The 20760-nt window shown below is 57.7% G+C and carries 29 protein-coding genes; 19 read left to right on the top strand and 10 right to left on the bottom strand.

Translation table 11 applies throughout. The features are described from left to right. Positions 1-86: 86 nt before the first annotated feature. The 9 genes from CKW16_RS12565 to CKW16_RS12520 all read right to left on the bottom strand — a co-directional run bounded on the left by CKW16_RS12565 (position 87) and on the right by CKW16_RS12520 (position 7134). Positions 87-776 carry a DUF2786 domain-containing protein gene (locus tag CKW16_RS12565; RefSeq protein WP_095128693.1) on the bottom strand — a complete coding sequence of 230 codons (690 nt, stop codon included), beginning with the start codon at positions 774-776 and terminating at the stop codon, positions 87-89. Between the two features lies 1 nt (position 777). Then, complete coding sequence (locus tag CKW16_RS12560; RefSeq protein ID WP_095128692.1) at positions 778-1395, bottom strand: DUF3164 family protein; 618 nt, start codon at positions 1393-1395, stop codon at positions 778-780. A gap of 165 nt (positions 1396-1560) precedes the next feature. After that, positions 1561-1878 carry a hypothetical protein gene (locus CKW16_RS12555; RefSeq protein WP_176471547.1) on the bottom strand — a complete coding sequence of 106 codons (318 nt, stop codon included), beginning with the start codon at positions 1876-1878 and terminating at the stop codon, positions 1561-1563. A gap of 1 nt (position 1879) precedes the next feature. After that, positions 1880-3061 (bottom strand): ExeA family protein, encoded by a 1182-nt coding sequence (locus CKW16_RS12550; RefSeq protein WP_095128691.1) that lies wholly within the window; start codon positions 3059-3061, stop codon positions 1880-1882. After that, positions 3061-4836: a DDE-type integrase/transposase/recombinase gene (locus CKW16_RS12545; protein WP_095128690.1), complete on the bottom strand. Its 1776-nt coding sequence runs from the start codon at positions 4834-4836 to the stop codon at positions 3061-3063. The genes CKW16_RS12550 and CKW16_RS12545 overlap by 1 nt, the downstream gene beginning before the upstream one ends. 4 nt (positions 4837-4840) lie before the next feature. After that, complete coding sequence (locus CKW16_RS12540) at positions 4841-5776, bottom strand: hypothetical protein (protein WP_095128689.1); 936 nt, start codon at positions 5774-5776, stop codon at positions 4841-4843. Positions 5777-5787: 11 nt separating this feature from the next. After that, positions 5788-6090 carry a helix-turn-helix domain-containing protein gene (locus tag CKW16_RS12535; protein ID WP_095128688.1) on the bottom strand — a complete coding sequence of 101 codons (303 nt, stop codon included), beginning with the start codon at positions 6088-6090 and terminating at the stop codon, positions 5788-5790. Beyond that, the gene (locus CKW16_RS12530) at positions 6087-6566 is read right to left on the bottom strand and encodes a hypothetical protein (RefSeq protein WP_095128687.1); all 480 of its coding nucleotides are present in this window, start codon (positions 6564-6566) and stop codon (positions 6087-6089) included. Before CKW16_RS12530 ends, CKW16_RS12535 begins: the two co-directional genes overlap by 4 nt. A gap of 355 nt (positions 6567-6921) precedes the next feature. Further along, positions 6922-7134, bottom strand: coding sequence for a DNA-binding protein (locus CKW16_RS12520; RefSeq protein WP_095128685.1), 213 nt, complete (start codon positions 7132-7134; stop codon positions 6922-6924). Between CKW16_RS12520 and CKW16_RS12515 the strand changes: the two genes are divergently transcribed. The 16 genes from CKW16_RS12515 to CKW16_RS12445 all read left to right on the top strand — a co-directional run bounded on the left by CKW16_RS12515 (position 7123) and on the right by CKW16_RS12445 (position 16814). Next, positions 7123-7638: a helix-turn-helix domain-containing protein gene (locus tag CKW16_RS12515; RefSeq protein ID WP_095128684.1), complete on the top strand. Its 516-nt coding sequence runs from the start codon at positions 7123-7125 to the stop codon at positions 7636-7638. The genes CKW16_RS12520 and CKW16_RS12515 overlap by 12 nt on opposite strands. 2 nt (positions 7639-7640) lie before the next feature. Next, positions 7641-8231, top strand: a complete 591-nt coding sequence (locus tag CKW16_RS12510) for a hypothetical protein (protein ID WP_095128683.1) — start codon at positions 7641-7643, stop codon at positions 8229-8231. A gap of 57 nt (positions 8232-8288) precedes the next feature. Further along, positions 8289-8846 (top strand): hypothetical protein, encoded by a 558-nt coding sequence (locus CKW16_RS12505; protein WP_095128682.1) that lies wholly within the window; start codon positions 8289-8291, stop codon positions 8844-8846. Positions 8847-8943: 97 nt separating this feature from the next. Then, positions 8944-9336 (top strand): hypothetical protein, encoded by a 393-nt coding sequence (locus CKW16_RS12500; protein WP_095128681.1) that lies wholly within the window; start codon positions 8944-8946, stop codon positions 9334-9336. Positions 9337-9474: 138 nt separating this feature from the next. Next, on the top strand, positions 9475-9972 hold the full coding sequence (locus tag CKW16_RS12495; protein WP_095128680.1) for a structural protein: 498 nt from the start codon (positions 9475-9477) through the stop codon (positions 9970-9972). Then, a complete protein-coding gene (locus tag CKW16_RS12490) occupies positions 9969-10187 on the top strand; it encodes a hypothetical protein (RefSeq protein ID WP_095128679.1) in 219 nt (72 codons plus the stop codon). Before CKW16_RS12495 ends, CKW16_RS12490 begins: the two co-directional genes overlap by 4 nt. Further along, entirely contained in the window at positions 10184-10396 is a 213-nt protein-coding gene (locus CKW16_RS31815; RefSeq protein WP_141232732.1) for a hypothetical protein, read from the top strand. Before CKW16_RS12490 ends, CKW16_RS31815 begins: the two co-directional genes overlap by 4 nt. Continuing rightward, a complete protein-coding gene (locus CKW16_RS12485) occupies positions 10383-10985 on the top strand; it encodes a lysis protein (protein ID WP_095128678.1) in 603 nt (200 codons plus the stop codon). Before CKW16_RS31815 ends, CKW16_RS12485 begins: the two co-directional genes overlap by 14 nt. Positions 10986-10991: 6 nt before the next feature. Then, positions 10992-11252, top strand: coding sequence for a TraR/DksA C4-type zinc finger protein (locus CKW16_RS12480; RefSeq protein WP_095128677.1), 261 nt, complete (start codon positions 10992-10994; stop codon positions 11250-11252). Then, positions 11249-11554 carry a DUF2730 family protein gene (locus tag CKW16_RS12475; protein ID WP_095128676.1) on the top strand — a complete coding sequence of 102 codons (306 nt, stop codon included), beginning with the start codon at positions 11249-11251 and terminating at the stop codon, positions 11552-11554. The genes CKW16_RS12480 and CKW16_RS12475 overlap by 4 nt, the downstream gene beginning before the upstream one ends. Further along, positions 11551-11844, top strand: a complete 294-nt coding sequence (locus CKW16_RS12470) for a hypothetical protein (RefSeq protein ID WP_095128675.1) — start codon at positions 11551-11553, stop codon at positions 11842-11844. The genes CKW16_RS12475 and CKW16_RS12470 overlap by 4 nt, the downstream gene beginning before the upstream one ends. Before the next feature lie 2 nt (positions 11845-11846). Then, entirely contained in the window at positions 11847-12398 is a 552-nt protein-coding gene (locus CKW16_RS12465; protein ID WP_095128674.1) for a phage protein Gp27 family protein, read from the top strand. Next, positions 12395-14002: a hypothetical protein gene (locus tag CKW16_RS12460; protein WP_095128673.1), complete on the top strand. Its 1608-nt coding sequence runs from the start codon at positions 12395-12397 to the stop codon at positions 14000-14002. The genes CKW16_RS12465 and CKW16_RS12460 overlap by 4 nt, the downstream gene beginning before the upstream one ends. Further along, positions 13999-15495: a DUF935 family protein gene (locus CKW16_RS12455; RefSeq protein ID WP_095128672.1), complete on the top strand. Its 1497-nt coding sequence runs from the start codon at positions 13999-14001 to the stop codon at positions 15493-15495. Before CKW16_RS12460 ends, CKW16_RS12455 begins: the two co-directional genes overlap by 4 nt. Position 15496: 1 nt before the next feature. After that, positions 15497-16327: a phage minor head protein gene (locus CKW16_RS12450; protein ID WP_095128671.1), complete on the top strand. Its 831-nt coding sequence runs from the start codon at positions 15497-15499 to the stop codon at positions 16325-16327. Between the two features lie 10 nt (positions 16328-16337). Further along, complete coding sequence (locus CKW16_RS12445; protein ID WP_095128670.1) at positions 16338-16814, top strand: phage virion morphogenesis protein; 477 nt, start codon at positions 16338-16340, stop codon at positions 16812-16814. Between the two features lie 115 nt (positions 16815-16929). Here CKW16_RS12445 and CKW16_RS12440 read toward each other — a convergent pair whose 3' ends face one another. After that, on the bottom strand, positions 16930-18204 hold the full coding sequence (locus CKW16_RS12440; RefSeq protein ID WP_095128669.1) for an RES family NAD+ phosphorylase: 1275 nt from the start codon (positions 18202-18204) through the stop codon (positions 16930-16932). 164 nt (positions 18205-18368) lie between these two features. On the opposite strand from CKW16_RS12440, the gene CKW16_RS12435 reads away from it, so the two are divergent. The 3 genes from CKW16_RS12435 to CKW16_RS12425 are packed head-to-tail and all read left to right on the top strand — an operon-like array spanning position 18369 to position 20759. Continuing rightward, a complete protein-coding gene (locus CKW16_RS12435; protein ID WP_095128829.1) occupies positions 18369-19388 on the top strand; it encodes a phage protease in 1020 nt (339 codons plus the stop codon). A gap of 8 nt (positions 19389-19396) precedes the next feature. Further along, positions 19397-19765 (top strand): head decoration protein, encoded by a 369-nt coding sequence (locus tag CKW16_RS12430; protein WP_095128668.1) that lies wholly within the window; start codon positions 19397-19399, stop codon positions 19763-19765. A gap of 13 nt (positions 19766-19778) precedes the next feature. Continuing rightward, positions 19779-20759 carry a major capsid protein gene (locus CKW16_RS12425; RefSeq protein ID WP_095128667.1) on the top strand — a complete coding sequence of 327 codons (981 nt, stop codon included), beginning with the start codon at positions 19779-19781 and terminating at the stop codon, positions 20757-20759. Position 20760: the final 1 nt, after the last annotated feature.

Raw genomic sequence — 20760 nt, 5'->3', positions numbered from 1 at the left:
GACACGTGGCCGTTCGCACTGATCGCAGATCGCCTGGAACTCCAACACGCCGGATGTGAGCTTGCCTGTGCTTGTAGAGGCCATGTTCAAATCCCCACCGTCAAACGTGCACGAGGTTGATGCCCGACAGCCTGATGCAACTGAGCGGACTGACCCGCTTCGTAGCCTGCATCAGTGGCACCCTCGTTACGCGCTTTGACCTTACGGCGTTTCAGATCGACGCTCTCAAGATCCGGGTAGTGTTTGCTCATATAGGCCTCTATCGCCTCGGCGATATTGTCCTCGACCCCCGCGAAGGACTGGATTTTGCTGTTGACCGCATCCAGCCAACCATTGGCGAAGGCGTCCCCTCGGGCGACCTTGGTCGAGCGCTTGCAGCGCTTTTGCGTGTCCAGAAATTCGCGGCGAGCCTTCTGTAACTGGCGCACCAGCACCTGGTAAGCGTAACCAGCCAACTCCGGCGCAGCTGAGCAGCCAACAAAAATGAAGCGAGCCGCGCTGTATCGGCGGTTAGAGACAATGATCCTGGTGCCGAACGCATCTGCACAAACCTGCGCAAGCCTTACACGCCACACAGGCGGAGAACCTTCCGAACCAGCAAGGATCGGATGCTCGCCCGCCATGCTGGCCAGCACATCGCCCACTTCCAGGTTGTACATCTCCATCAGCTTGTGCGCTTGTCGTAGAGCAGTTTCAGCCTCGTGAGGGTTGCTCGTTTTGGACTTGGCCATCTCCAGGCATTTCTTGATCTTCTCCAGCGTGCGATTGTTCTCCATGTCACACCACCGCCAGATCGAGAGGGATTGCCTTGTAATTGTCCGAGTCGCCGATCCGCTCATACACGCGTATGTACACGGCACTCCCCGAAACCATGATGGAGTCCCTCACCGCCTGCATGGCGGCCTTCCAGTGGTCGTCGTCAATCTCCAACCGCAGCAGATCCAGAACGTCGGTGGTTTTAATCTGGCCATTACGATTCGGGCTAAACGTTCGGTCGACGATTGCCAACAGGTGGCCGTCCGCGCCCTTGCTCCATGCCCGGATGCAGTCATAAACCATGACCTTGGCCACCTCCATTTCCTCAGTGAACGTCAGCCGGTCGGCATAGGAGCGCTGCACTTTGTATTTGCCGTCATAGCTGGCAATAGTGACGTTGCCTTTCTTTCCACCCATCTGAACGCCATACCGCTCACCGGCAATACTGATCAAGTCGGCCACATCGCCGAGCGATTTTTTCTTGAACTTCTTCAAAGCCAGGCTCAGCTCCTTGGCCGCCTCGGCAAGTTCGCGGGCCACCTGGTCGCGCAGTTTGTCCTGCTCGCGCACCTGGTCTACAGGAACCAAGTGACCCACGGCATTGCGGACGAAACCCGCAGGAATATTGAGATCAGACATTGGGCGTCTCCGCGTGAGTTCGGTTTGTGGCTCGGTCGAGTCGGTCAACTTCAGCAAGGATCAGGGCGCCAGCCTTGACCAGGTTGCGGGGTTGGCTGCGGGGCCTCCAGGACATGGCTGTCCAAGACCAAGCCAGAGGAATGAGGTGGAAAGACTCACTGGTATTCATTTGTCTTGCTCCTTCATCAATGTGTACCAAGCAACATCAATCCCTCGCACCGTCACGGTATTGCAGGTAAATCGCCCCGCAGGCGAGTACCGAATCCCCCGCAATTGATGCCCGAAACGGCGCAGAAACAGCTCGACGTCGACTTCTTCGATAAAGATTTTGTTGTCGAGCAGCACCAGGTGCTTGACCGTAATGCCGACGTCACGGATGTCTCGGGTCAGCTCGTTGAAAACCGACAGCTTCACCGGGAACTCTTCCGCCAGAATGCTCAACGGTTGAGCCACTCGTGCGCTTACCAAGTACAGAGCGGCCATGTCATACCCCCTTGACCACATCAGCAGTAACGATGGGTGCGCCGAGGTGAGCGGCCAGATTCAACGCCGCGATCATCAAATTGCCGATGGCCAGCGGATAAAGCAGCGACACCGTTTCGTCGCGGCCACCGCTGCGTTTAGGCTGGGACAGGCGCGCCGCAATGGCCTGTATTCCGCCCTCATCAATCACCTCGGCAAGCGCCTTGCCCGCCCGGTCAAATCGAAACTTCAAGAACTCCTCCAGGCGGGAAGTTTCAATCGCCGTCAGCGTGACCCGCTCGCAGCGCTGCACCACTTCACGCACATCGGCATTGCGCTCGCTGAGCTTCACGCCCAACTCGGGCTGGCCGATCATGATGATGCTGACCAGTTTGGTGAACCCGACCTCCAGTTCCAGAATGCGTTTAAGGTGTTTGAGCGTTGGAATCGGCAGGCTGTGGGCTTCTTCAATGACCAGGCAATGGCGATAACCGGCGGCATGCGACTCTTTCAATGCCTTGTGCAACTGGGCAAAGCGCGCCTCAGGGCTGCTCTTGGGTTTGGCCAAAGGCGCAACGGCCGCCATCATTGACTCGGCGATATGCGTGCTTTTCAGGGATTTTCCCTTGGTGTCGTTGTCCTCGGACGCCAATACATAAGGCTCAATGATGATGACCGGGTCGTTGTTTTCGGCGATGCGGTTCACCAGGTCACGCCGGAGCGTGCTTTTCCCGGCCCCTGATTCCCCCTCAACCGCAAGGAAACCGCCGTGCCGTGCGGTCTGGTACATGACCTCCCGCACATAGCGAATATCAGGGCTGACCCACATGTCCTGGGCGCACTGCAACTCATCAAAGGGGTCACGGAACAAACCAAAGGCTTTACGGGTATTTGGCTGAATGGTCTGCTTTGGCAGTAACATAGGTTCGTCCTCCCCGGACGGCTCTTTCTTAAGGGCCGGATCTGCCGTGTTGGCGCACGGCAGATCCACTTCTTCAAATGCGTTGGCAATATCGGCGTCATTGGCGCCGGACTCGGTCAGGAACCCGCGAATGCGCCCCTGTAGTTCGTCGCTATCCAGACTGCGCGGCCAGTGGCCGTGGTTCAGCAATTGGGCGACCGTGGCGCCGCTGAGGCTCAGCGACTCGGCCAAGGCCGATTGAGGTCGGCCCACGTCCTGTAGAATTTTCTTCAGCTTCAACATCACTCACCTCCAACCGCTGCCAGCACCAGGCTGAACGGTTTGCGCATGACCTCAACGGGTCGTTTCAGCTCAGCCTCGACGGCGTCGAGCTGCTCTTCGGAAACTCCTTGCGGGTAACGCTGCTGCAGCCAGCCAAACGTTTCTGCCGTCCAGAGGTTGCCCAGTCGCGGGCGCAGCAACTTCGCGGCTTCGACGTGACTGAGAGGGGCAACCTCGACGGTTGGGGCATTGACGTTGAGGCTGGTACCACGTCGTGGCATATAGGCCGGCAGCACAGTGTCGTTAACGTGTTTGTGTGGATTGATCAGGCCGCCGAACGGAACGGCCTTGGCCTTGCGGGCCGCTTCGGCATCCGCCTGATTGGTGGTGCCTGTCGCGATCTGCTCCAGCACTTTTCGCGACAGCTGGGCTGGCGTTTCAGCGTGGCGCTTGTACTGTTCGCCGATGGTGGCGGAGGTTTCAGCGAATCCGAATTCGTCCACACCGATGCGCTCGATGACGTGATAGTTCTCACGGCCGTCGTCTCCAACCAACACGGCGATGGCCGTGTCCTTATCGCGCCAGCAGTTACGGGTAATCAGCAGCTTTTCGCCGACCATCACGTCTGGCACCGAACTGACATCGAACTGAGCGCCCCGGAACGAGACACGCAACAGGTTGCTGACTTTGCGGTAGTCCGGCGTGCTGACTGCCAGTTCTCTACACACCTCAATGCTTGGAGCGAGGCGCAGTTGCTCCTGACGGATCAGTTGCCAGACACCGTACCGGGTGCGCCGGGTGCGGGTATGAATGGACGTCGCATTGAAGTAACGCATCCACTTACCGGCCCACGCGTTGATCTGCTCCAGGCTTTCAGCCGCCTGAAACTTGAGCGCGCTTTCGAACTCCCGTTCTACGATGTTGTGAGCCTGTTCAACCTGACCTTTCGCCCGAGCGTTGCCGACCTGGTTGATGATCAGGTCGATGGACATGGCCCGGCAGAGGTTGCGGAAAATACCGCTGGTCATCGCCGCACCGGGGTCGGTCATCAGCATCCAAGGCACCCCATGAAAAGGGTCGGACTCGCTGCGCTTCTGCATTGCGTTGATCAGGACATTGCAAAGGTTTTCGGCGGACTCCGCGCCCAGCACGTACTCCACGTAAAGCGTGCCGCTGGTATGGTCGGTGATCACATACCGCCACAACCGTTGGCGTTCGATCTTCTTGAGGTTGCCGGGTTTGCCGTCGTAATACTCGGCCTTGTTCATCACCTGCGCGCCATCATCCGCCAGGTAGAACTGAGTCGAGATCGACGCGTCAACCTGCCAAACGTGGTTGGGATGTTTGCTCGCCAGCGAAACCGCAGGCGCGTCATGCAGCAGCTGTTCGGGGTGCAACTTGTAGCTGCGTAGCGCCCGATTGATCGCGCCATTGGTCAACGGGCGGAACTCACCCGTCTGCTCATCGAGGCGGCCGGCCAAAATCAGTCCATTACTACGCAGGCGCTCCACAGCGCGCTCTATAGTCGACAGCTGTTTGTTGTTGGCGCGGATCGACTCAAGTAACACGGCCGAGATCAGCCGTGCTTCATTGAGAGGCAGCGCGCTGCATCCCGCATCGCTGCGGCGTTTACGGGGCTTCACCACGCGGACCTCCTTCAACTTGCGCTGCAGGGTTTGTACAGACATACCCAGCTCTGCCGCGCCTGCCTGGTAAACGGCGGTACGCTGACCGTGTGGGGCGTTCTCGGCGCGTTGGGCAATTTGAGCCAATTGCTGGATCTGTACCGGGTTCATGGGGTTAGGCCTCGGCTGCGTTCAACCACACAGGGGCGCCGCCGTCCGACTGCTCGGGCAGATTGAACTCACTTCGCACAGTGGCCAGGGTGACTTCCAGTTGACGGATCAAGTCCGCTTTGTAAGCCCGATGATCCACGCCGTGGGCGGCGCCGTGTTCGGCCATCAAGGAGAATCCTTCGCGCAACTCGCCAAGAATCTTGGCCTCGACTTCAAATTGCAGGGCGACAACTTCTGCACGCAGGTCTCTGATGACATCGTCTGGCGTTGCAGCCTGAATACGCTTGCGGTGCTTCTCCAATTCTTGCTTGGTGCTATCCAGCTCCTTGGCCTTCTTTGCCATGACTTCGCCCTGGGCTTCATAGTCGGCATTGACGTCATCAAGGCGCTGAGTCAGCTCCTGTTTTTCCTTGGCGTGTTTGGCGATGACCTCCTCGGCAAGGTCAAGAAACGCGTCTTTGTCACCGGCCTTGGCGACCTCGATCAGCGCCGCCTGTTGATCTTCTGGAAGGCGTCTGTACTGACGTAGCTCGCGGTAGCCGATGCCCATGCGGGACATAGAGTCGAGCGCCTCTTCCCCGAATGCCCGAAGGTTCGCAATATCCCGGTCAACCTGATCGACAGAACGGCCCAGCAAGGCGCAAAACTCGTCCCAAGTGCCGCCCAAGATTTCCGCACCGTGCGGACTTTTGCGCCCGGCAATAGCCCGGTAAAGCTTGTTTTCTTTGACGAACGCCAGTTTTGAAGTCCGCACCGTGCGGGAAAATTCTTCAAACGCGCCGGCCATTTGAGCCTGCCCCAGTAACTGGTTGACCATATCGCGCTCATCGCTGTGCGAGGCTTGGATGGTTGCCATTGCGTTCTGGTTAGCCGTCAGCATTTCACCGTTCAAAGCGGGCAGCTCTGCGACTTCTACCGGTAGGGTTTTGGTTCGTGCCATGGGTGTACTCCTTAGCTCATCGATCCAGCGGCAATGCGCTGATTGATTTCATGTAGGCGCCCGGTCAGACGGGCCATGTGTTCGGCGTGGGCCTGTGCGATTTGAAGCATTACGATGGAGTGGGCAAACCGGCCGTTATCGAGCTTCACCGCGAAGCCTTCCTCGATCAGGGTCTGCACCGCCCGAGTCACATTGCTCGGGCTGTCTTGCGTAAGGTGTGCCAGCTCGGCATTGCTGAGCCCCGTCACGGTATGGCCCTTCAAAGCTTTCAGAACGCGCAGGACGCGGCCTGCGCTGGATGCGGTGCGCGTCATGGCCGCTCCTCCAGTTCAAGTTGTGGGGTTTGGGTTTGGTTGACGTTGCCTCTGTGCCAGGCAAGGCCTTCCATCGCAGCTTGGATCGCCGCCAAGGTTTCCTCGGCCTCACTGTTTTTGGCGTAGAAAGCCAGCAGCTTGCCCGCCGCCGTCGTGAGTAACTCTTGCAGGGCCTGCGTGTCTTGAGCGGTGCAATGCCTGCCCGTTGGGATATCGATGGTCAGCCGGCCAGCGCTCGCGGCAATCCAGCGGGTGACGTAATCGCAGCCGCAAGCGCGCTCATAGGGGCGGATCAGGTTGGCCGGCATGCGACCAGTTTGTAACCACTTGTAGACTGACCAGTGATCCGACACGCCCATTTCATCGGCGATACGATCCACACCTTTGTTGTGGGCTTCCTTCGCAAAGTCCTTGCACAGCTCCAGGGCGTGGCGCAGCGAGGTGGGTTGTGTGTTTTTCCAGCGACGGCGATTCATTGGAATGCCCTCGGCCGGGCGTCTTCCAAACAAATAACCGTTTTGCACATAGGCAAAAGGATTACTGCGGGTGCAAAGTTTTCGGGTACATTCGCAAACGTGGACATGGGAAATGACCGACCGTATAGAAAGGCTAGAGGCACAGGTGAACGCGCTGGCGCAGGGCTGGTTACGCCTTGCCGCGATACTTGAAGTTGAAGGGCTGGTGACGCCTGGGCGCATTGACCATGCCCTGCGTCCAGTTCACTGGACGGGTCAACCGATAGACGCCGAAGCCACGAAAACGCTTGCATGGCTCTGTGATCAGTTGGCCGAAGCACGAGACGCTCGCCTAGCTTGCGCTGTGAGGTAGCCATCACGCTGCCAACGCTACGCAAGGTTTGAGGCCGAGCTTTACGGCGATGTCATGTGCTTTTCCATAGTTGGCTTTAGCTTGGCCATTGAGAACGCGGTACACCTCATTCCGGGTGTAGCCGTTTTCGAGAGCCCATTGAGTAATGGTTTTGCCTACCCGGCGGAAGTTTTCTTTCACCTGGTCGGCGGTTAGGGCTTTGGCATGGGTGGCCATGGTGGTGGCTCCTGTGATGCAAAGATAATTGCGGTATGTGCGAATGATTATGTGATCTATAGATCACATCGTCAAGGATATTTTGTGACGGATAGATCACCTTATTTGCGCTTGAAAGAAGAGCGAAAGCGTCTGAAGCTCACTCAGGCGGCAGCAGGTTCTATCGCTGGGGTAACCCGCGAGACCTGGAGTCGTTATGAAGGTGGGTCGGTGTCACCAGGAATGGAGGCGTTAGAGGCCTTTGCCTTGGCTGGCGCAGATGTTCAGTACGTGTTGACTGGGTTACGCGGTTCAACCCCTCCGACTACAAGGGAGAGGCTGTTCCTGGAACAATTCAGACGTAGTACTGAAGTCCAGCAAGACGAAGCTCTGCGTGCACTGCTTGGCGGACAGGCCTCTGCAAGTTCGCAGCACACGTTCAAAGAAGTCGGCCAATACATCCACGGATCGGTCAATCAATCTGGCCTCACGCTCAATGTGGGTGGCAGTAAAGGGAAGAAGTAAGCATGAGTCAGGACTTCCATGGTGGTGTAGGTCAGGTGGCAGAAGGTGACATCAACAACTACGGCATCAATATCAATCTGACCGACAAAGCTGAAAGCCGTGGTTTGGTTGCAGCACAGCGCAAGGAGCTACATGAGCTGCGCGCCAAGTGCGAGGAGCTGGGAGACGACCCTCGGGATGTCTGGCGCAGAGTGCACGCTCAACTGGGTGTGACATCAATCAGCGAGATCACTACAGAGCAGTTCGCGAATGCGCGAAGTGCCATCCAGGCACGGCTGGAGCTTCTGCAAGAAGACGCCGACAAACGTCGGTTGGTGGGCAAGGTCTTGCGGGCCGTCGCCGAAAAAGACGCGAAGGCGGAGATGAACAATTTCTGCGAGTTGAGCTTTGGCCGCACTCAGCTAAAAAACCTTCAGAAACATCAGCTACAACAAACGTTAGAGTTTGTGCAGTGCTTTGAGCCTACGAGTCAGGTAAAAGCGACTCCTATCGGGGCCAGTACACTGTCGATCAAAGAGTTCTTGGTCATGCATAAACAGAACGCAGCGGTATTGTTTTGTCTTGGCGTACTCATTGGCGGGATCTGGTTCTGAAAAACCTTTCGAAACTTGTCGAAAGCTAACAGGGAATTTTTACAGGGAACGTTGTGAATGAAAAAAATATTCAGTCTGTTTGTGTTGTTTATATCGGTGACTGCTCAAGCAGAGCCTTTCACGAAGGCAAGCCCTGATTCGTTGGAGCAAGCCACTAAACAGATGGGCGCTCTTGGAAAAGCGATGACCGATGGCATTGCCATTTTGAAGAGTGGAGACCTCGCCAACATCAGTGCTCACAGCAAGCATTTTTCTTCGTTGGTGGAGTCTGGCAAACGTCAGTTCGGCTCCACAGTCTTTGAGCCACTTGGCAGTTGCTTTGCGGCGGGTAACTTTTCCCGCAGTTGGTGGAATGCACAGTTGGCCGCTGCTCAAAACGGTGGTGTTGAAAAGGTACCCGGCTCAATCAAAGATGCCCTGGATGAGTATCAGGAAAAGCGGGATGACTGCCTCCAATCTGCAGATCCTGTGATGTCAGCGAAGTCGGATGCCGAAAGCGATGCGGAACTGAAGAAAAAACTGGGTGGCGGTCGAGAGTGCCTTACCGTATTTACGGTCGACCCCGAGACAAAAGAAGTCATTGCGCAGCCCAAGCCTGCCCACTGCAAAAGCTGATTCATGCCTGGGCTTTGGACCATGAATGGGAGCCGGCAGCCCTGAGTAGATAAAGGTCGCATTGAAGCGCTTAGCCAAATAAATCAAGAGTGGACATATGGGAAACCAGAAATTTAATGGCAATGTCGGGCAGGTAGCTGGCGGCGATATTTACAACTATGACCTGAATGATCTTGCGACTAAAAGCCGCGAGGAAGTGGCCGAGCTACTTACACATCTGCGCGAACGCTTGAAAGATGCTCGTAAAAAAATAATGTTCAACCCCATTGTCGGGTGGATGGCTATAGGCGCTTTGACGTTCATTGCAGAGTTATTTACAGGGATTGCTTTTGGCTCCTCTGCGTTGCTGTTTGCTACCATTTTGCTCGGGATGATCGTGCCGTATTTCTTATTCCTACGAATCCAGAATAAGTATGGTCCTATGGTGTATGCCTATCGGGAAAGCATCGCGACGGTAGAGATCTTTCAACACAGCCGAGGCTGGGCGTAGTTGAACGGCAGTTACGGAATACTTTACTCACCATCTCTTTAAACTCGATTAAAAGCCCTCCTGCACCACGCCGCCCATCATGGCGGCGTGTGTATTTCTGGCGTCCGAAACTGGCGGCGTCATTACAGGAGGCGTCCCATGCGACCCGAATCCCCTCGCGGTATCCGCAACTTCAACCCCGGCAACATCCGTCACGCCAAAGGTGTGCGCTGGCAAGGCATGGCCGTCGCCCAGAGCGATAGCGAGTTCGTCCAGTTCACGGCTCCACGCTGGGGTATCCGGGCCATTGCCCGTGTACTGATCACCTACCAGGACAAGCGTCTGGCTGCCGATGGCAGTCGCATCGACAGCATCCGCGAGATCATCGAACGCTGGGCACCCCCATCCGAAAACAACACCAATGCCTATGTCTTGAGCGTGGCTCGCGCCTTGGGACTCGATCCTGATTTTGAAGGCGTCGACGTTTACGACTATGAAGTTATGCGCGTCTTGGTCCCGGTCGTTATCCGTCACGAAAACGGTTCTGGCCCTCTACCAGGTGGCCAGTGGTATGGCGACTCAATCATTGCTGAAGGTTTGGCACTGGCTGGTATCGAACGCGGCATCGTGCATGGCAAAGGTGAGGTGCCAGCATGAAGCTGATCTGTGGTTGGCGTTGCTGCTACAAGCTGTACAGCGTCCAGCTCGGCGTATTAATCGCCTTGTTCGGCTTCGCTCAACTTGAGCTGCTGCCGCTGTGGCAGGCACAGCTTTCACCCAGGGCCTACGCCGCGTTCAACAGCGGTCTGGGCTTGCTGCTGTTCTTCGCTCGCCTGATCAAGCAAGGCCCTGATCAGGAGGTTCGGCCATGAGATTGAATCTGTTTGGTCGAACCTTTGCCGCACTGATGGCGGGCTTGATTGGGGCCTGGCGCTGGACCATTCCCAGTACAGCAGCTGGCAGCTGGATCAAGCCCACCGTTATCCATCCTTCTCGTCTCGGCAAGACCGGCATCGCGGCGGCAAAGCGTCGTGCGCGTAAATCCCGTAACCGTATGAGGCACCACCATGGGCGTGCTTGATCGGTTGCCGTCAGGGTTAACGGTCGCCGTGCTGGCCTGCGTGATAAGTGCGACGGCCGCCGGCTCAATCGCCTATGGCCTTGGCTTTCGTTATGCCCAGTCGTTGGGTGCTACCGATCAGGCAAATCTCAAGGTAACGCACGCAGAGCAGATGCTCGCTGCGGAGACAGCCAATCGTGTGCAGCTGCTGCAGCAAGTCACCCGTGCGACCGAAGCCGAGGCTCTGCTGTTCGACACCTTAGACCGTTTTACAGAAGAAAAACGCCAGCTCCAGGAGCGCATTCCCCATGTCACGACCCAATACATTGCAGCGCCTGGCGCTGTTGCTAAGCCTATCCCTCGTTGCGTGTTCACTGCTGGTTGGCTGCGCGACTACAACACCGCCCTCGGTGTGCCCACCCCAAGACCAGGCACCGCTGCCACCACTTCTGAAAAAGCGGCCTGGCCCGCCACCGGCACTGACGCCGAGCTACTGGAAAGCGGCGTCACTGCGGCCGACATCCTTGCCCACGCCCAGGACTACGGCGTGTGGGCCCGATCCAACCTCGTCCAACTCAATGCCTTGCTTGATCTCCAGGAAAAGGACTGACCGCTTATGGATGTAGCTGACCTCGCTACAGATGAAGACACCAGCGAAATAGATACAGCGGAGCCCGATACAAATGACGCCATCAGTGATTCTGAGTTGCGTGTCCGTAATAGCGATCTGCGGCGAGGCTCCGGTCCTTCGGCTTACCGCTGCGAAGGGTGCGGTGACGCCATTCCCGAAGATCGTCGCCAGGCTGAACCTGGTACCGAACATTGTTTTGATTGCATAGACGCCTTGGAACACTTGGCCACGCGGGGTTTTGAATGAACTTGAACGAACTCAACTTCGGCTTTCAGACCGTGCAGTGGCTGATCGTCACGGTACTCGCCATCTACACATGGATGACCAAACGTCAGGCCGCCAGTGCGCAGGAATTGCTGGAGCTGCGCACCCGCATCGTCGCCCTGGAAGAACACGTCCGACACCTTCCAGATCAGACGGCCGTGACCGATCTGTTGGGCGACATGAAAGCCGTACGTGCCGAACTGTCGGGGGTCAAGGATGCGCTTGGCCCTTTAGCCCGTTCGCTGGACCGGATCAATGACTACTTGCTGCGAGAAAAGACATGACCCAATACGCCGACTTTCTGCGCCAGGACATCCGCCTGGTGATCCTTCGCCTATTGGCCGAGATGACCGGTTATCGCGCCAACAGCTCCGTGTTGACCATGGCCCTGGACAGCTACGGGCATACCCTCAGCCGTGACCAGGTGAAAACCGAATTGAACTGGCTGGCCGAACAAGGCGCATTGACTGTTGCCGATGTTGGCCCCGTGCTGGTAGCCACGCTCAATGAGCGCGGACAGGACATTGCTGCAGGACGCGCTCGTGTTCCCGGTATCAAACGGCCGGGGGCGTAACCATGGCAGGCAAGTCCTCCATCAATCGTCTGCCTTCAATGGTCAAGGCCTACATCCAGAAGCTATTGCGCGAAGACCGCATGACCCTGGACGACATGCTGGCCGATATTCAGGCGCGCTTCCCCAATGAGAAAGCCCCAAGCCGTAGTGCGCTGGGCCGTTTCAAAATCGGCTTTGACGAACTCACCGACAAAGTCCGCCAGCAGCGCGAAATGGCCGAAGCGTTCGTGGGCGCGTTCGGCGAAGACGCCTCAGACAAAACAGGTGTGCTGTTGGTGGAGGCCATCTCGACGCTGACCTACCAGGCTGCCATGGGCGCCCATGAAAAGGATGAAGTGACCATCGCCGAAGTCTCGGCCCTGGCCCGCGCCGCGAAGGCCACCATGGAAGCGCGGACGATGAGCGTGAAGGAACGTCAGGTCATCGAAAAAGCGGCCCGCGACCGTTTGCTCCAGGAGCAAGCCGCCGAACTGGACAGCGCGGTGAAAGCCAAAGGCATGACCGAAGACCAGGCCATGTTCTGGCGCCAGAAATTTCTGGGTGTGAAACGATGAAACCCTCATCCAGTACGCTGCGCGTCATCGAATGGGACGAACTGCCGCCGAGCGTCCGGGAAATCCCCGAGGGCTACAACCCCCTCGATGACGGGATTCTGATGGCTCACCAGTCGGAATGGCTGGGCATCGACGCGCAGATCAAACTCTGTGAAAAAGGCCGCCGTACCGGCATCACCTTTGCCGAAGCGCTGGACTCGGTCATCACCGCCGCCTCGCAAAAAGTCGCGGGCGGCATGGACTGCTTTTACATCGGTGACACCAAGGAAAAAGGTCTGGAGTTCATTGGCTACTGCGCCAAGTTCAGCCGGGTAATGGCTGAGGCTCAGGCATCGGGCGTCAGCGAGATCGAGGAGTTCCTGTTCGATGACCAGGACGAAGCCGGCAACACCCGCCAGATCAATGCTTACCGCATTCGTTACGCCTCCGGTTTCAAGATCGTTGCACTGTCGAGCAACCCGGCCGGCGTGCGTGGCTTGCAGGGCAAGGTCATCATCGACGAAGCCGCGTTTCACCGTGACGTGTCGGCCGTACTCGACGCCGCCACGGCGCTGCTGATTTGGGGCGGTCGCATCGTCATCATCAGCACACATAACGGCAAGGGCAACGCGTTCAACCAGATGGTCAACGACATCCGGGACAAACGTTATGGCGACAGCGCTGAAGTCTACCGGGCCACCTTTGATGACGCTGTGGCCAACGGATTGTTTGAGCGGGTGTGCTTCATGGCCGGCAAGGTCGCTACGGCCGAAGAGAAGGAAGCCTGGTACAAGAAGATCCGCAACGCCTACGGGCCACGCAAGGCGCAGATGCGTGAAGAGCTTGATGCGATCCCCCGCGACGGCAATGGCGTGTGCATTCCCGGCGTGTGGATCGATGAGGCCATGCGCCCCGGCCGGGTGGTACTGCGCCTGGCGTTGGACGATGACTTCACCCAACAGCCGGTGTATCGCCGCGAAGCCTATGTGGATGACTGGATCGGGCGCTATCTGACGCCCTTGATGCAGCAGGTTTTGGCGCCTGACCTGCGTCACTTCTTGGGCATGGACTACGCCAGGCACCGGGACTTCTCAATCATCTGCCCGATGTCGGTCGATCAGGTTCGACACCGTGATGTGCCCTTTGTGGTGGAGATGCACAAGGTGCCGACCCGCCAACAAAAACAGGTCCTGTTTTACATCCTGCGTGGACTGCCGCGCTTTGTCGGTGCCGCGCTGGACGCCACCGGCAGTGGCGAAACACTCGCCGAAGAGACAGCCGATGAGTTCGGCCACAACCGCATCCAGCAAGTGAAGATCAGCCGCTCCTGGTACGGCGCCTGGATGCCCAAGTTCGTGCAGTTGTTCGAGGACGCCACCATCACATTGCCGCTCGATGACTCATTGCACCAAGACGTGCGCGCCATCGAAATGGTCGACGGCATCCCAATGATCATGAAAGCCCGCTCACAAGACCTGAAAGATCCAGACCTGTATCGCCACGGCGACTTCGCGGGTGCTGGTGCGCTTGCCAACTTCGCCACGCTGGAAGTCGCCTCAGGTCCCGTCTCCGTCAAATCACGTCGCCGCCGTCAGGGCAAACGCATTACCCAGGGGTACGCATGAACAACAGAGGCCTGTGGGTCAGCCCCACCGAATTCGTCAGCTTTGCCGATGCCAAGAGCAGCTCCACGCTGGACCAGCACATTGCCACCCGTGGGCGGTCCAATGCGGGCGGCTCCAGCGGGGCCAACCTGCCGAACCCGGACCCTATCCTAAAGGCCCAGGGTAAGGACATAACGGTGTACCGCGACCTGCGCAGCTCGGCATTGGTTGGCGGCAACGTTCGTCGCCGCAAGGCCTCGGTGCTGGCTTTGGAGCGCGGAATCAAACGCGGCGATGCGCCCATCAAGGTGGAAAGTTTCATTCGCGATTGGCTGACGGATCTTGACCTGGACCGCATCATTCGCGAGCTGCTCGACGCGCCCCTGTTTGGCTATCAGCCGGTCGAGCTGATGTGGCAGCCGGTGGGCATGAACTTGGTGCCGGAAGATTTGCTCGGCAAGCCCGCCGAATGGTTCTTCTACGACAAGGACAACGCGCTGCGTTTTCGCTCCAAAGAGGCCGGTCAAGACGGCGAACTGTGCGACCCACAGCGTTTTATCGTGGCCCGGCAGGACGCGACTTATGCCAACCCCTACGGTTTCCCGGACCTGAGCATGTGCTTCTGGCCGGCGACCTTCATGAAAGGCGGCCTGAAGTTCTGGGTCCAGTTCACGGAGAAATACGGCAGCCCCTGGGTCATCGGTAAACACCCACGCGGTGCCACCGATGGCGAAACTGATTTGCTGCTCGACAGCCTTGAAGCCATGGTGCAAGACGCCGTCGCCGCCATCCCGGACGACTCCAGCGTGCAGATCATCGAAGCCGCCGGCAAGGCCGGCAGCGCCGATGTTTACCGTGAATTGTTGGAGTACTGCCGCAGTGAAATCAACGTGGCCATGCTCGGGCAAAACCAGACCACAGAGAAGGATAGCAACCGCGCGAGCGCGACAGCTGGCGCCGAAGTCACCAAAGACATTCGCGACGGTGATGCGGGCATTGTTGCCGCGTCATTGAATTCCTGTATTCGCTTGGTCGTCGACCTCAACTTCGGCACCGACGTCGTGGCGCCGTTGTACCAACTTTGGGAACAGGAGGAAATCGACAAGACACTGGCCCAACGCGATAAGGCGTTGACCGAGTCCGGGGTGAAGTTCACCAGCGCGTACTGGAAACGCACTTACAACCTGCAGGACGGCGACATCAATGAGGCGGTGGCCACCACCGAATCGCCGGAGTTTGCTGAGCCGACTGTACGGCCGCTACTGGATCAAATCGCCCTCGATCAGGCCATTGGCAGCTTGCCCGCCGAAGCGTTGCAACAACAGGCCGAGCAGGCTGTAGCGCCACTCATCGAAGCATTACAGCGCGCCCGCGATGATTCAGAGGCGCTCGGCCTACTTGCTGAGGCGTTCCCACAGATGGACGGCGAGGCGCTTCAGCAACAGCTTGCCAACCTGTTGTTCATTGCTGACACCTGGGGCCGGTTGAGCGCCAGTGTTGACCGGGAGGATTGATATGGCTGCCTCGGATAAACGTCTAAGTCCCGCCGACCTCAAGGCTATCTTTGGCCTTGAGCCCGAAAAGGCCATCGCCTACCTCAAGTTCAAGGGTTATGCGATCACCTGGAACTGGCAAGACATGCTTGATCAGGCGCACGACCAGGCCTTTACCGTGGCTAAGGCGATGCGCCTCGATCTGCTATCTGATATTCGGGCAGCGCTGGAAACCGCGCTGCAAGACGGCCAGACCCTCAAGCAGTTCATCACGAACATGCAGCCGACTCTGGAAGCTCAAGGCTGGTGGGGGCAACAGGTCATTGTCGACAGCGAGGGCGTCGGCGAGCTGGTGCAATTGGGTAGCCCGCGCCGGCTCAAGACGATCTATCAGACCAACCTGCAAAGCGCCTACATGGCAGGCCGTAAGGCCGACATGGAGCAAACCACCGATACCCACCCGTACTGGATGTACATCGCCATCCTGGATGGCAAGACCCGACCGAGTCACCGAGCACTGCATGGTCAAGTGTTCCGCCACGATGACCCCATCTGGTCAGCGATCTTCCCGCCCAACGGATTCAACTGCCGTTGCCGTGTTGTCGCCTTGAGCGAAGCAGCTGTGAAACGTCGGGGTTTGAAGGTTGTGTCGAGCGAGGGACGTATGTTCACGGAAACAGTGGAAACCGGAACAGATAAACGCACCGGGGAAATCCGAACGGCCTCGGTGACCGGTATTCGCACCACGGACGCCTCCGGCCGCGCCGTCACGTTCCGCACCGATCCAGGCTTCAATCACGCGCCGGGCACCGGTCTCGCCGAGGCTTTGAAGCGCAAAGAGTCAGCTGCATAGGAGACGCAAGATGTTCACTGTTGAGTTGGATCACCAGCGTCTACAGGACGCTCTGCGCAAAGTGGAATGGGCGGTCGGGGATCTCGCACCGCTGATGCGTGGTGTTGCTGCCGAACTGCTCAGCCAGACAGAGGAGAACTTTGAAAATGAAGGTCGACCCGACTGGGCCGACTTGTCCGATACCACGACCGAGCGCCGGCAGAAAAGCGGCAACTGGCCCGGCCAGATACTACAGATCAGCGCGGCGGGTTTGGCGGCCTCGGTCACCAGCCTTGCAACCGACAGCTCAGCGTTGGTCGGGAGCAACAAACCCTATGCGGCGATGATGCACTTTGGTGGGGAAAAATCAGAGTTCCCACACCTGTGGGGTGACATTCCGGGTCGGCCGTTCTTGCCGATGGACGCTGAGGGCGTCATCCAGCCCGAGGCAGAGGAAGCGATTCTCGAACTGGCCCTGCATCACCTGGAAAAAGCCGCACGCCTGTAACCCCCTCAGAAGCGTTTGCGTTGCCCATTGGCTGCGGTTCTTCGAACCGCCTTGGTCACCAACGCTGTAAACGCTTTATAAAGCCGCCCAGCTATATTGTCCGCTGGTATCTGGCTTACCAATCCCAATCTTCATCGTGATCCAGGTACGTGCCAAATGGATCGAATTCATGCCCAGTGTACTTTTCATCATCGAATTTGAATTTGACGGACGTGATCTTGTGGCGACGGAGGGTTTCAGGAATGTATTCAATTCCGCGAGTCGGCTTGTTCGGATCGTGTGGCGGTCGCACTACCTCCCCTACGGATTCCAGCGAGACGACATGAGCAAACAGCACGATGTTCAGTCCTCCGCTATTTTGCGCTGACGAAAAAATTACCCCGTCGATTCGTGGCGTGTGCTGCGTAGAAAGGTACTCAGCGATCACTTGTGTTGTCAGGTACTCATGCTCCTGTTTCGGCAAAACAGGGCTTTTAATTTTGTCGTGAAAAGTAGTTAGAAATTTTCGACGCTCTATTTTTAGCCGGCTTTCAGGGTCAAACAGGCTCAAGGGAGCATGCTCGTACGCGTCCTCAAGTCGCTTGAAATCGAGGACCCGCAAGTCTCGTGTTAATTTGAACTGCCCACTGATGACGCTTCCTCCGACGGCGGGTCGAAGTTCCGCAACGCAGGTTTCTCTATCAAAGGCACCGTAGAAAACGGGGACACCCTCAGGATTCATGCGGCCTGCCCGTGCTTTTTCCTTCGGTGGCGCGGCTAACTGATCGGCGGGATTGTTCGATATTTCTCGTGCTTCATCGACGGACTTGCATTCGCGGGCGCGAAACAAGTCTACGCAGTCAGTTGCCTTGATCGTACGCACCACTGCATCTTCATTACGATCAGTCGTTCTGAAGTTTCGGAACGAATCGATATTTGCGAAAAGCCATTCAAGAAACTCTTTACCGCTCTGATTAAAGAAGCGGCTTTTGTGCATGATGCTGGTTTTGAAGTCTTGCCATTTGCGCTCGGCCTCGATTGGTCGTACATGGCGGGGCATGTAGAGGCCGAACTCATCAAATCGGGCCTCACCGCCTTGCATGATGTCCCACTGCGAGCAATTTACTAATTCGCCACAAACGTCGCCTACCAAAACGTCGTCGGTGTCATCGCGGCCTAACATTTCAGCAACATGGAAATTGAGGTCGTCTCCTCTTTCCCAAACGGAGGTATTTTCGAACAACGACAACATCACTTCGGCGATCCAATCAGAAAGCAGCGTTATCGTGATGGCTTTCCTTTTTTTCTTGCAGTAGAAGCATTTGGCCGCAGCCCCTTCTTTCTTGATGAGCGTTTTCAGGTACTCATCGCCAACACATCCGTAACAGACCACTGCCTCCTGATCATCCATACCTAACTCCTGCTAACAGTTCAAAGCGTATTCAGCGTCCCCGATCATCGCATTGGCACCGGGGCTCTCCAAGCTTTGGCGCTCGTACTCTTTAAACTCGATTAAAAGTCCTGATCCACCCATTGGCCCAGGCTGTGCGCATCACCTCGACGCAGCGCACAGCCATGAAACCACTGCACATCTTCAAATCCGGCAGCCACACCGCAATGAATGGCGTCAGCTTCGACTTTAGCGAGTCCGATCTGGCCGCCACGGTGGACGCATACGACCCGGCCCTGCACGAAGCTCCGATGGTCATCGGCCACCCGAAGCATGACGCCCCGGCCGCCGGCTGGGTCAAGTCACTGACGGCTACCGCACAAGGCCTGGTCGCCGAACCGCAACAGGTCAACCCGGCTTTCGCCGAACAAGTAGCCAAGGGCAGCTACAAGAAAATTTCCGCCTCCTTCTACCACCCCGACGCCGCCAACAACCCCGTGCCCGGCGTGTACTACCTGCGCCATGTTGGCTTTCTCGGCGCCCAGCCACCGGCAGTGAAAGGACTTCGCCCCATTGAACTGGCCGACGGCGAAGAAGGCGTTGTCGAGTTCGGCGACTACGGCCACGAACTCAACTCCGACATGTGGCGCCGTTTGCGCGAGTGGTTCATCGGCAAATTCGACAAAGAAACCGCCGACCAGGTGGCCCCGTCGTGGGCCATCGACAGCCTCGCCGAAATCGCCCGACAGCCTGAGTCGGGAGATCAACCCGCTTTCTCCGAACCCACCCGATCCACCGAGGTAACCAACATGTCCGACAAAGATCCAACCGCCCTTGAGGCGGAGAACAAACGCCTGAAGGCCGATATCGCCAAGCGGGACAGGGCCGCCCGCACTGCCGCGCAGGAAGCCATTCACGGGGCGAATGTCGAGTTCGCCGAAAAGCTGGTTGCTGCGGGCATGAAGCCCGTACACGCCCCGGCCGTAATTGCGGCGCTGGACTACGCCGATTCCAGCGAAACCCCGCTGGAGTTCGGTGAAGAGGACGCCCGCGAGCCGTTGAGCGACGGCCTGAAAGCGATCTTCAGTGACCTGGCCGGCGGCGTCAGTTTCGCGGAAGTCGCCACCAAAACCCGCGCCGGTAAGACAGTCCCCCAAACCACCAACCCATTGCTGGCCGACGCTGAAGCCCGCTCTAAACGATAGGAGGCCCTATGGCCACGTTTGCTCAACCGAAAGATCCGGGCGATTTGCTGCTGGTCGAAGTCTGCCCCGGCTGGACGAAGGACAAAGTCACCCTGCTGGGCGGGGTGAATTACGCGTTCGGCCAGGTGCTGGCGAAAGTCTCCGGCAAGTACCAGGTGCTCGACCTCGCTGGCACTGGCGCGGCCAAAAAGTCGGCGGCGGTTTTGATTGAAGCGGTGAACGCAACCACCAGCGACCAGCCGGGCGTAGTGGTTTCTCGCGGCGCCGTCATCGACTCCGCCGAACTGGCATGGCCGGCCGGCATCACCGAAGCCCAGAAGGCCACCGCCCTGGACGAACTCAACGCCTTGGGCATCGTTGCCCGGGCGGCCCTCTGATCAGGAGTACTCCATGAATCTGCAAGACATGTTCAGCGTCGCCAACCTCACCGCTGCGGTGAACAAACTCCCGGCTGTTCCCGGCAAAGTCGGCGCAATGGGGCTGTTCGACGAAAAAGGTGTTACCAGCACCAGCGTGGTGATTGATGAGCGTGAAGGTCGTCTGGTCCTCGTGCCCAACACTTCGCGTAATGATGATCCAGCTCCAATGAAGGGTGGCAAACGTAAGCGCCGCAGCTTTGAAACCTTGCACCTGCCTATCAGCCGACCAATCCTTCCGAGCCAGTTGCAGGGGATCGCTGCATTCGGTGAGGAAAGCTCCGCCGCCCCTGTGGCTACCGTGATCAATGACAACCTGCAGGAGCTGAAGAACAGCATTGAGGCCACCCGCGAATTCCAACGGGTTGGCGCTTTGCGCGGCAAGCTGCTTGATGCGGACGGTTCTGTTCTTTTTGATCTGTTTGACGAATTCGACGTTGCACAGAAAAAAATCACTGTTGCCTTGAGCAACGCCGAGACTGATGTTCGCAAGGCTTGCCTGGGTGCAAAACGCCACGCCGAATCCAAGCTGGGCGGTGTGATGGTCACGGGCTTCCGCTCTTTCTGCGGGCCTGATTGGTTCGATGCCTTCACAGGCCATGAAAACGTCAAAAAGGCCTTCGAGCACTATCAGGAAGCTCAGGACCGTATCGGCGGAGATATGCGCTCCGGCTTCACTTTCGGTGGCATCGAGTTCATCGAATACGACGTTACCGTCAGCGGCCAGCGTTTCATTCCGGCCGATATCGCCCAGGTGTTCCCGGTGGCCCGTGGCGTTTTCCGTATGTTCAACGCCCCGGCCAACTACAACGAAACCGTCAACACCTTGGGCCAACCGTTCTACAGCAAGGCTGAAGAACGCAAACTGGGCAAAGGCTGGGATTTGGAAGCCCAGGCCAACCCGCTCGCCATGTGCTTGTTCCCAGAAGCCCTGGTCGAGCTGAAGGCGGGCTGAC

This window comes from Pseudomonas sp. Irchel s3h14 (assembly GCF_900187425.1).
In the GTDB taxonomy this organism is placed as follows: domain Bacteria; phylum Pseudomonadota; class Gammaproteobacteria; order Pseudomonadales; family Pseudomonadaceae; genus Aquipseudomonas.
The sequence above is the reverse complement of the archived record's forward strand: the minus strand, read 5'-3'. Positions and strand labels throughout refer to the sequence as shown.

Bases quoted from the DNA above. Each gene is read 5' to 3' on its own strand.
- CKW16_RS12565 (WP_095128693.1), bottom strand. From the start codon at position 776: ATGGAGAACAATCGCACGCTGGAGAAGATCAAGAAATGCCTGGAGATG.
- CKW16_RS12560 (WP_095128692.1), bottom strand. From the start codon at position 1,395: ATGTCTGATCTCAATATTCCTGCGGGTTTCGTCCGCAATGCCGTGGGT.
- CKW16_RS12555 (WP_176471547.1), bottom strand. From the start codon at position 1,878: ATGGCCGCTCTGTACTTGGTAAGCGCACGAGTGGCTCAACCGTTGAGC.
- CKW16_RS12550 (WP_095128691.1), bottom strand. From the start codon at position 3,061: ATGTTGAAGCTGAAGAAAATTCTACAGGACGTGGGCCGACCTCAATCG.
- CKW16_RS12545 (WP_095128690.1), bottom strand. From the start codon at position 4,836: ATGAACCCGGTACAGATCCAGCAATTGGCTCAAATTGCCCAACGCGCC.
- CKW16_RS12540 (WP_095128689.1), bottom strand. From the start codon at position 5,776: ATGGCACGAACCAAAACCCTACCGGTAGAAGTCGCAGAGCTGCCCGCT.
- CKW16_RS12535 (WP_095128688.1), bottom strand. From the start codon at position 6,090: ATGACGCGCACCGCATCCAGCGCAGGCCGCGTCCTGCGCGTTCTGAAA.
- CKW16_RS12530 (WP_095128687.1), bottom strand. From the start codon at position 6,566: ATGAATCGCCGTCGCTGGAAAAACACACAACCCACCTCGCTGCGCCAC.
- CKW16_RS12515 (WP_095128684.1), top strand. From the start codon at position 7,123: ATGGGTGGCCATGGTGGTGGCTCCTGTGATGCAAAGATAATTGCGGTA.
- CKW16_RS12520 (WP_095128685.1), bottom strand. From the start codon at position 7,134: ATGGCCACCCATGCCAAAGCCCTAACCGCCGACCAGGTGAAAGAAAAC.
- CKW16_RS12510 (WP_095128683.1), top strand. From the start codon at position 7,641: ATGAGTCAGGACTTCCATGGTGGTGTAGGTCAGGTGGCAGAAGGTGAC.
- CKW16_RS12505 (WP_095128682.1), top strand. From the start codon at position 8,289: ATGAAAAAAATATTCAGTCTGTTTGTGTTGTTTATATCGGTGACTGCT.
- CKW16_RS12500 (WP_095128681.1), top strand. From the start codon at position 8,944: ATGGGAAACCAGAAATTTAATGGCAATGTCGGGCAGGTAGCTGGCGGC.
- CKW16_RS12495 (WP_095128680.1), top strand. From the start codon at position 9,475: ATGCGACCCGAATCCCCTCGCGGTATCCGCAACTTCAACCCCGGCAAC.
- CKW16_RS12490 (WP_095128679.1), top strand. From the start codon at position 9,969: ATGAAGCTGATCTGTGGTTGGCGTTGCTGCTACAAGCTGTACAGCGTC.
- CKW16_RS31815 (WP_141232732.1), top strand. From the start codon at position 10,184: ATGAGATTGAATCTGTTTGGTCGAACCTTTGCCGCACTGATGGCGGGC.
- CKW16_RS12485 (WP_095128678.1), top strand. From the start codon at position 10,383: ATGGGCGTGCTTGATCGGTTGCCGTCAGGGTTAACGGTCGCCGTGCTG.
- CKW16_RS12480 (WP_095128677.1), top strand. From the start codon at position 10,992: ATGGATGTAGCTGACCTCGCTACAGATGAAGACACCAGCGAAATAGAT.
- CKW16_RS12475 (WP_095128676.1), top strand. From the start codon at position 11,249: ATGAACTTGAACGAACTCAACTTCGGCTTTCAGACCGTGCAGTGGCTG.
- CKW16_RS12470 (WP_095128675.1), top strand. From the start codon at position 11,551: ATGACCCAATACGCCGACTTTCTGCGCCAGGACATCCGCCTGGTGATC.
- CKW16_RS12465 (WP_095128674.1), top strand. From the start codon at position 11,847: ATGGCAGGCAAGTCCTCCATCAATCGTCTGCCTTCAATGGTCAAGGCC.
- CKW16_RS12460 (WP_095128673.1), top strand. From the start codon at position 12,395: ATGAAACCCTCATCCAGTACGCTGCGCGTCATCGAATGGGACGAACTG.
- CKW16_RS12455 (WP_095128672.1), top strand. From the start codon at position 13,999: ATGAACAACAGAGGCCTGTGGGTCAGCCCCACCGAATTCGTCAGCTTT.
- CKW16_RS12450 (WP_095128671.1), top strand. From the start codon at position 15,497: ATGGCTGCCTCGGATAAACGTCTAAGTCCCGCCGACCTCAAGGCTATC.
- CKW16_RS12445 (WP_095128670.1), top strand. From the start codon at position 16,338: ATGTTCACTGTTGAGTTGGATCACCAGCGTCTACAGGACGCTCTGCGC.
- CKW16_RS12440 (WP_095128669.1), bottom strand. From the start codon at position 18,204: ATGGATGATCAGGAGGCAGTGGTCTGTTACGGATGTGTTGGCGATGAG.
- CKW16_RS12435 (WP_095128829.1), top strand. From the start codon at position 18,369: ATGAAACCACTGCACATCTTCAAATCCGGCAGCCACACCGCAATGAAT.
- CKW16_RS12430 (WP_095128668.1), top strand. From the start codon at position 19,397: ATGGCCACGTTTGCTCAACCGAAAGATCCGGGCGATTTGCTGCTGGTC.
- CKW16_RS12425 (WP_095128667.1), top strand. From the start codon at position 19,779: ATGAATCTGCAAGACATGTTCAGCGTCGCCAACCTCACCGCTGCGGTG.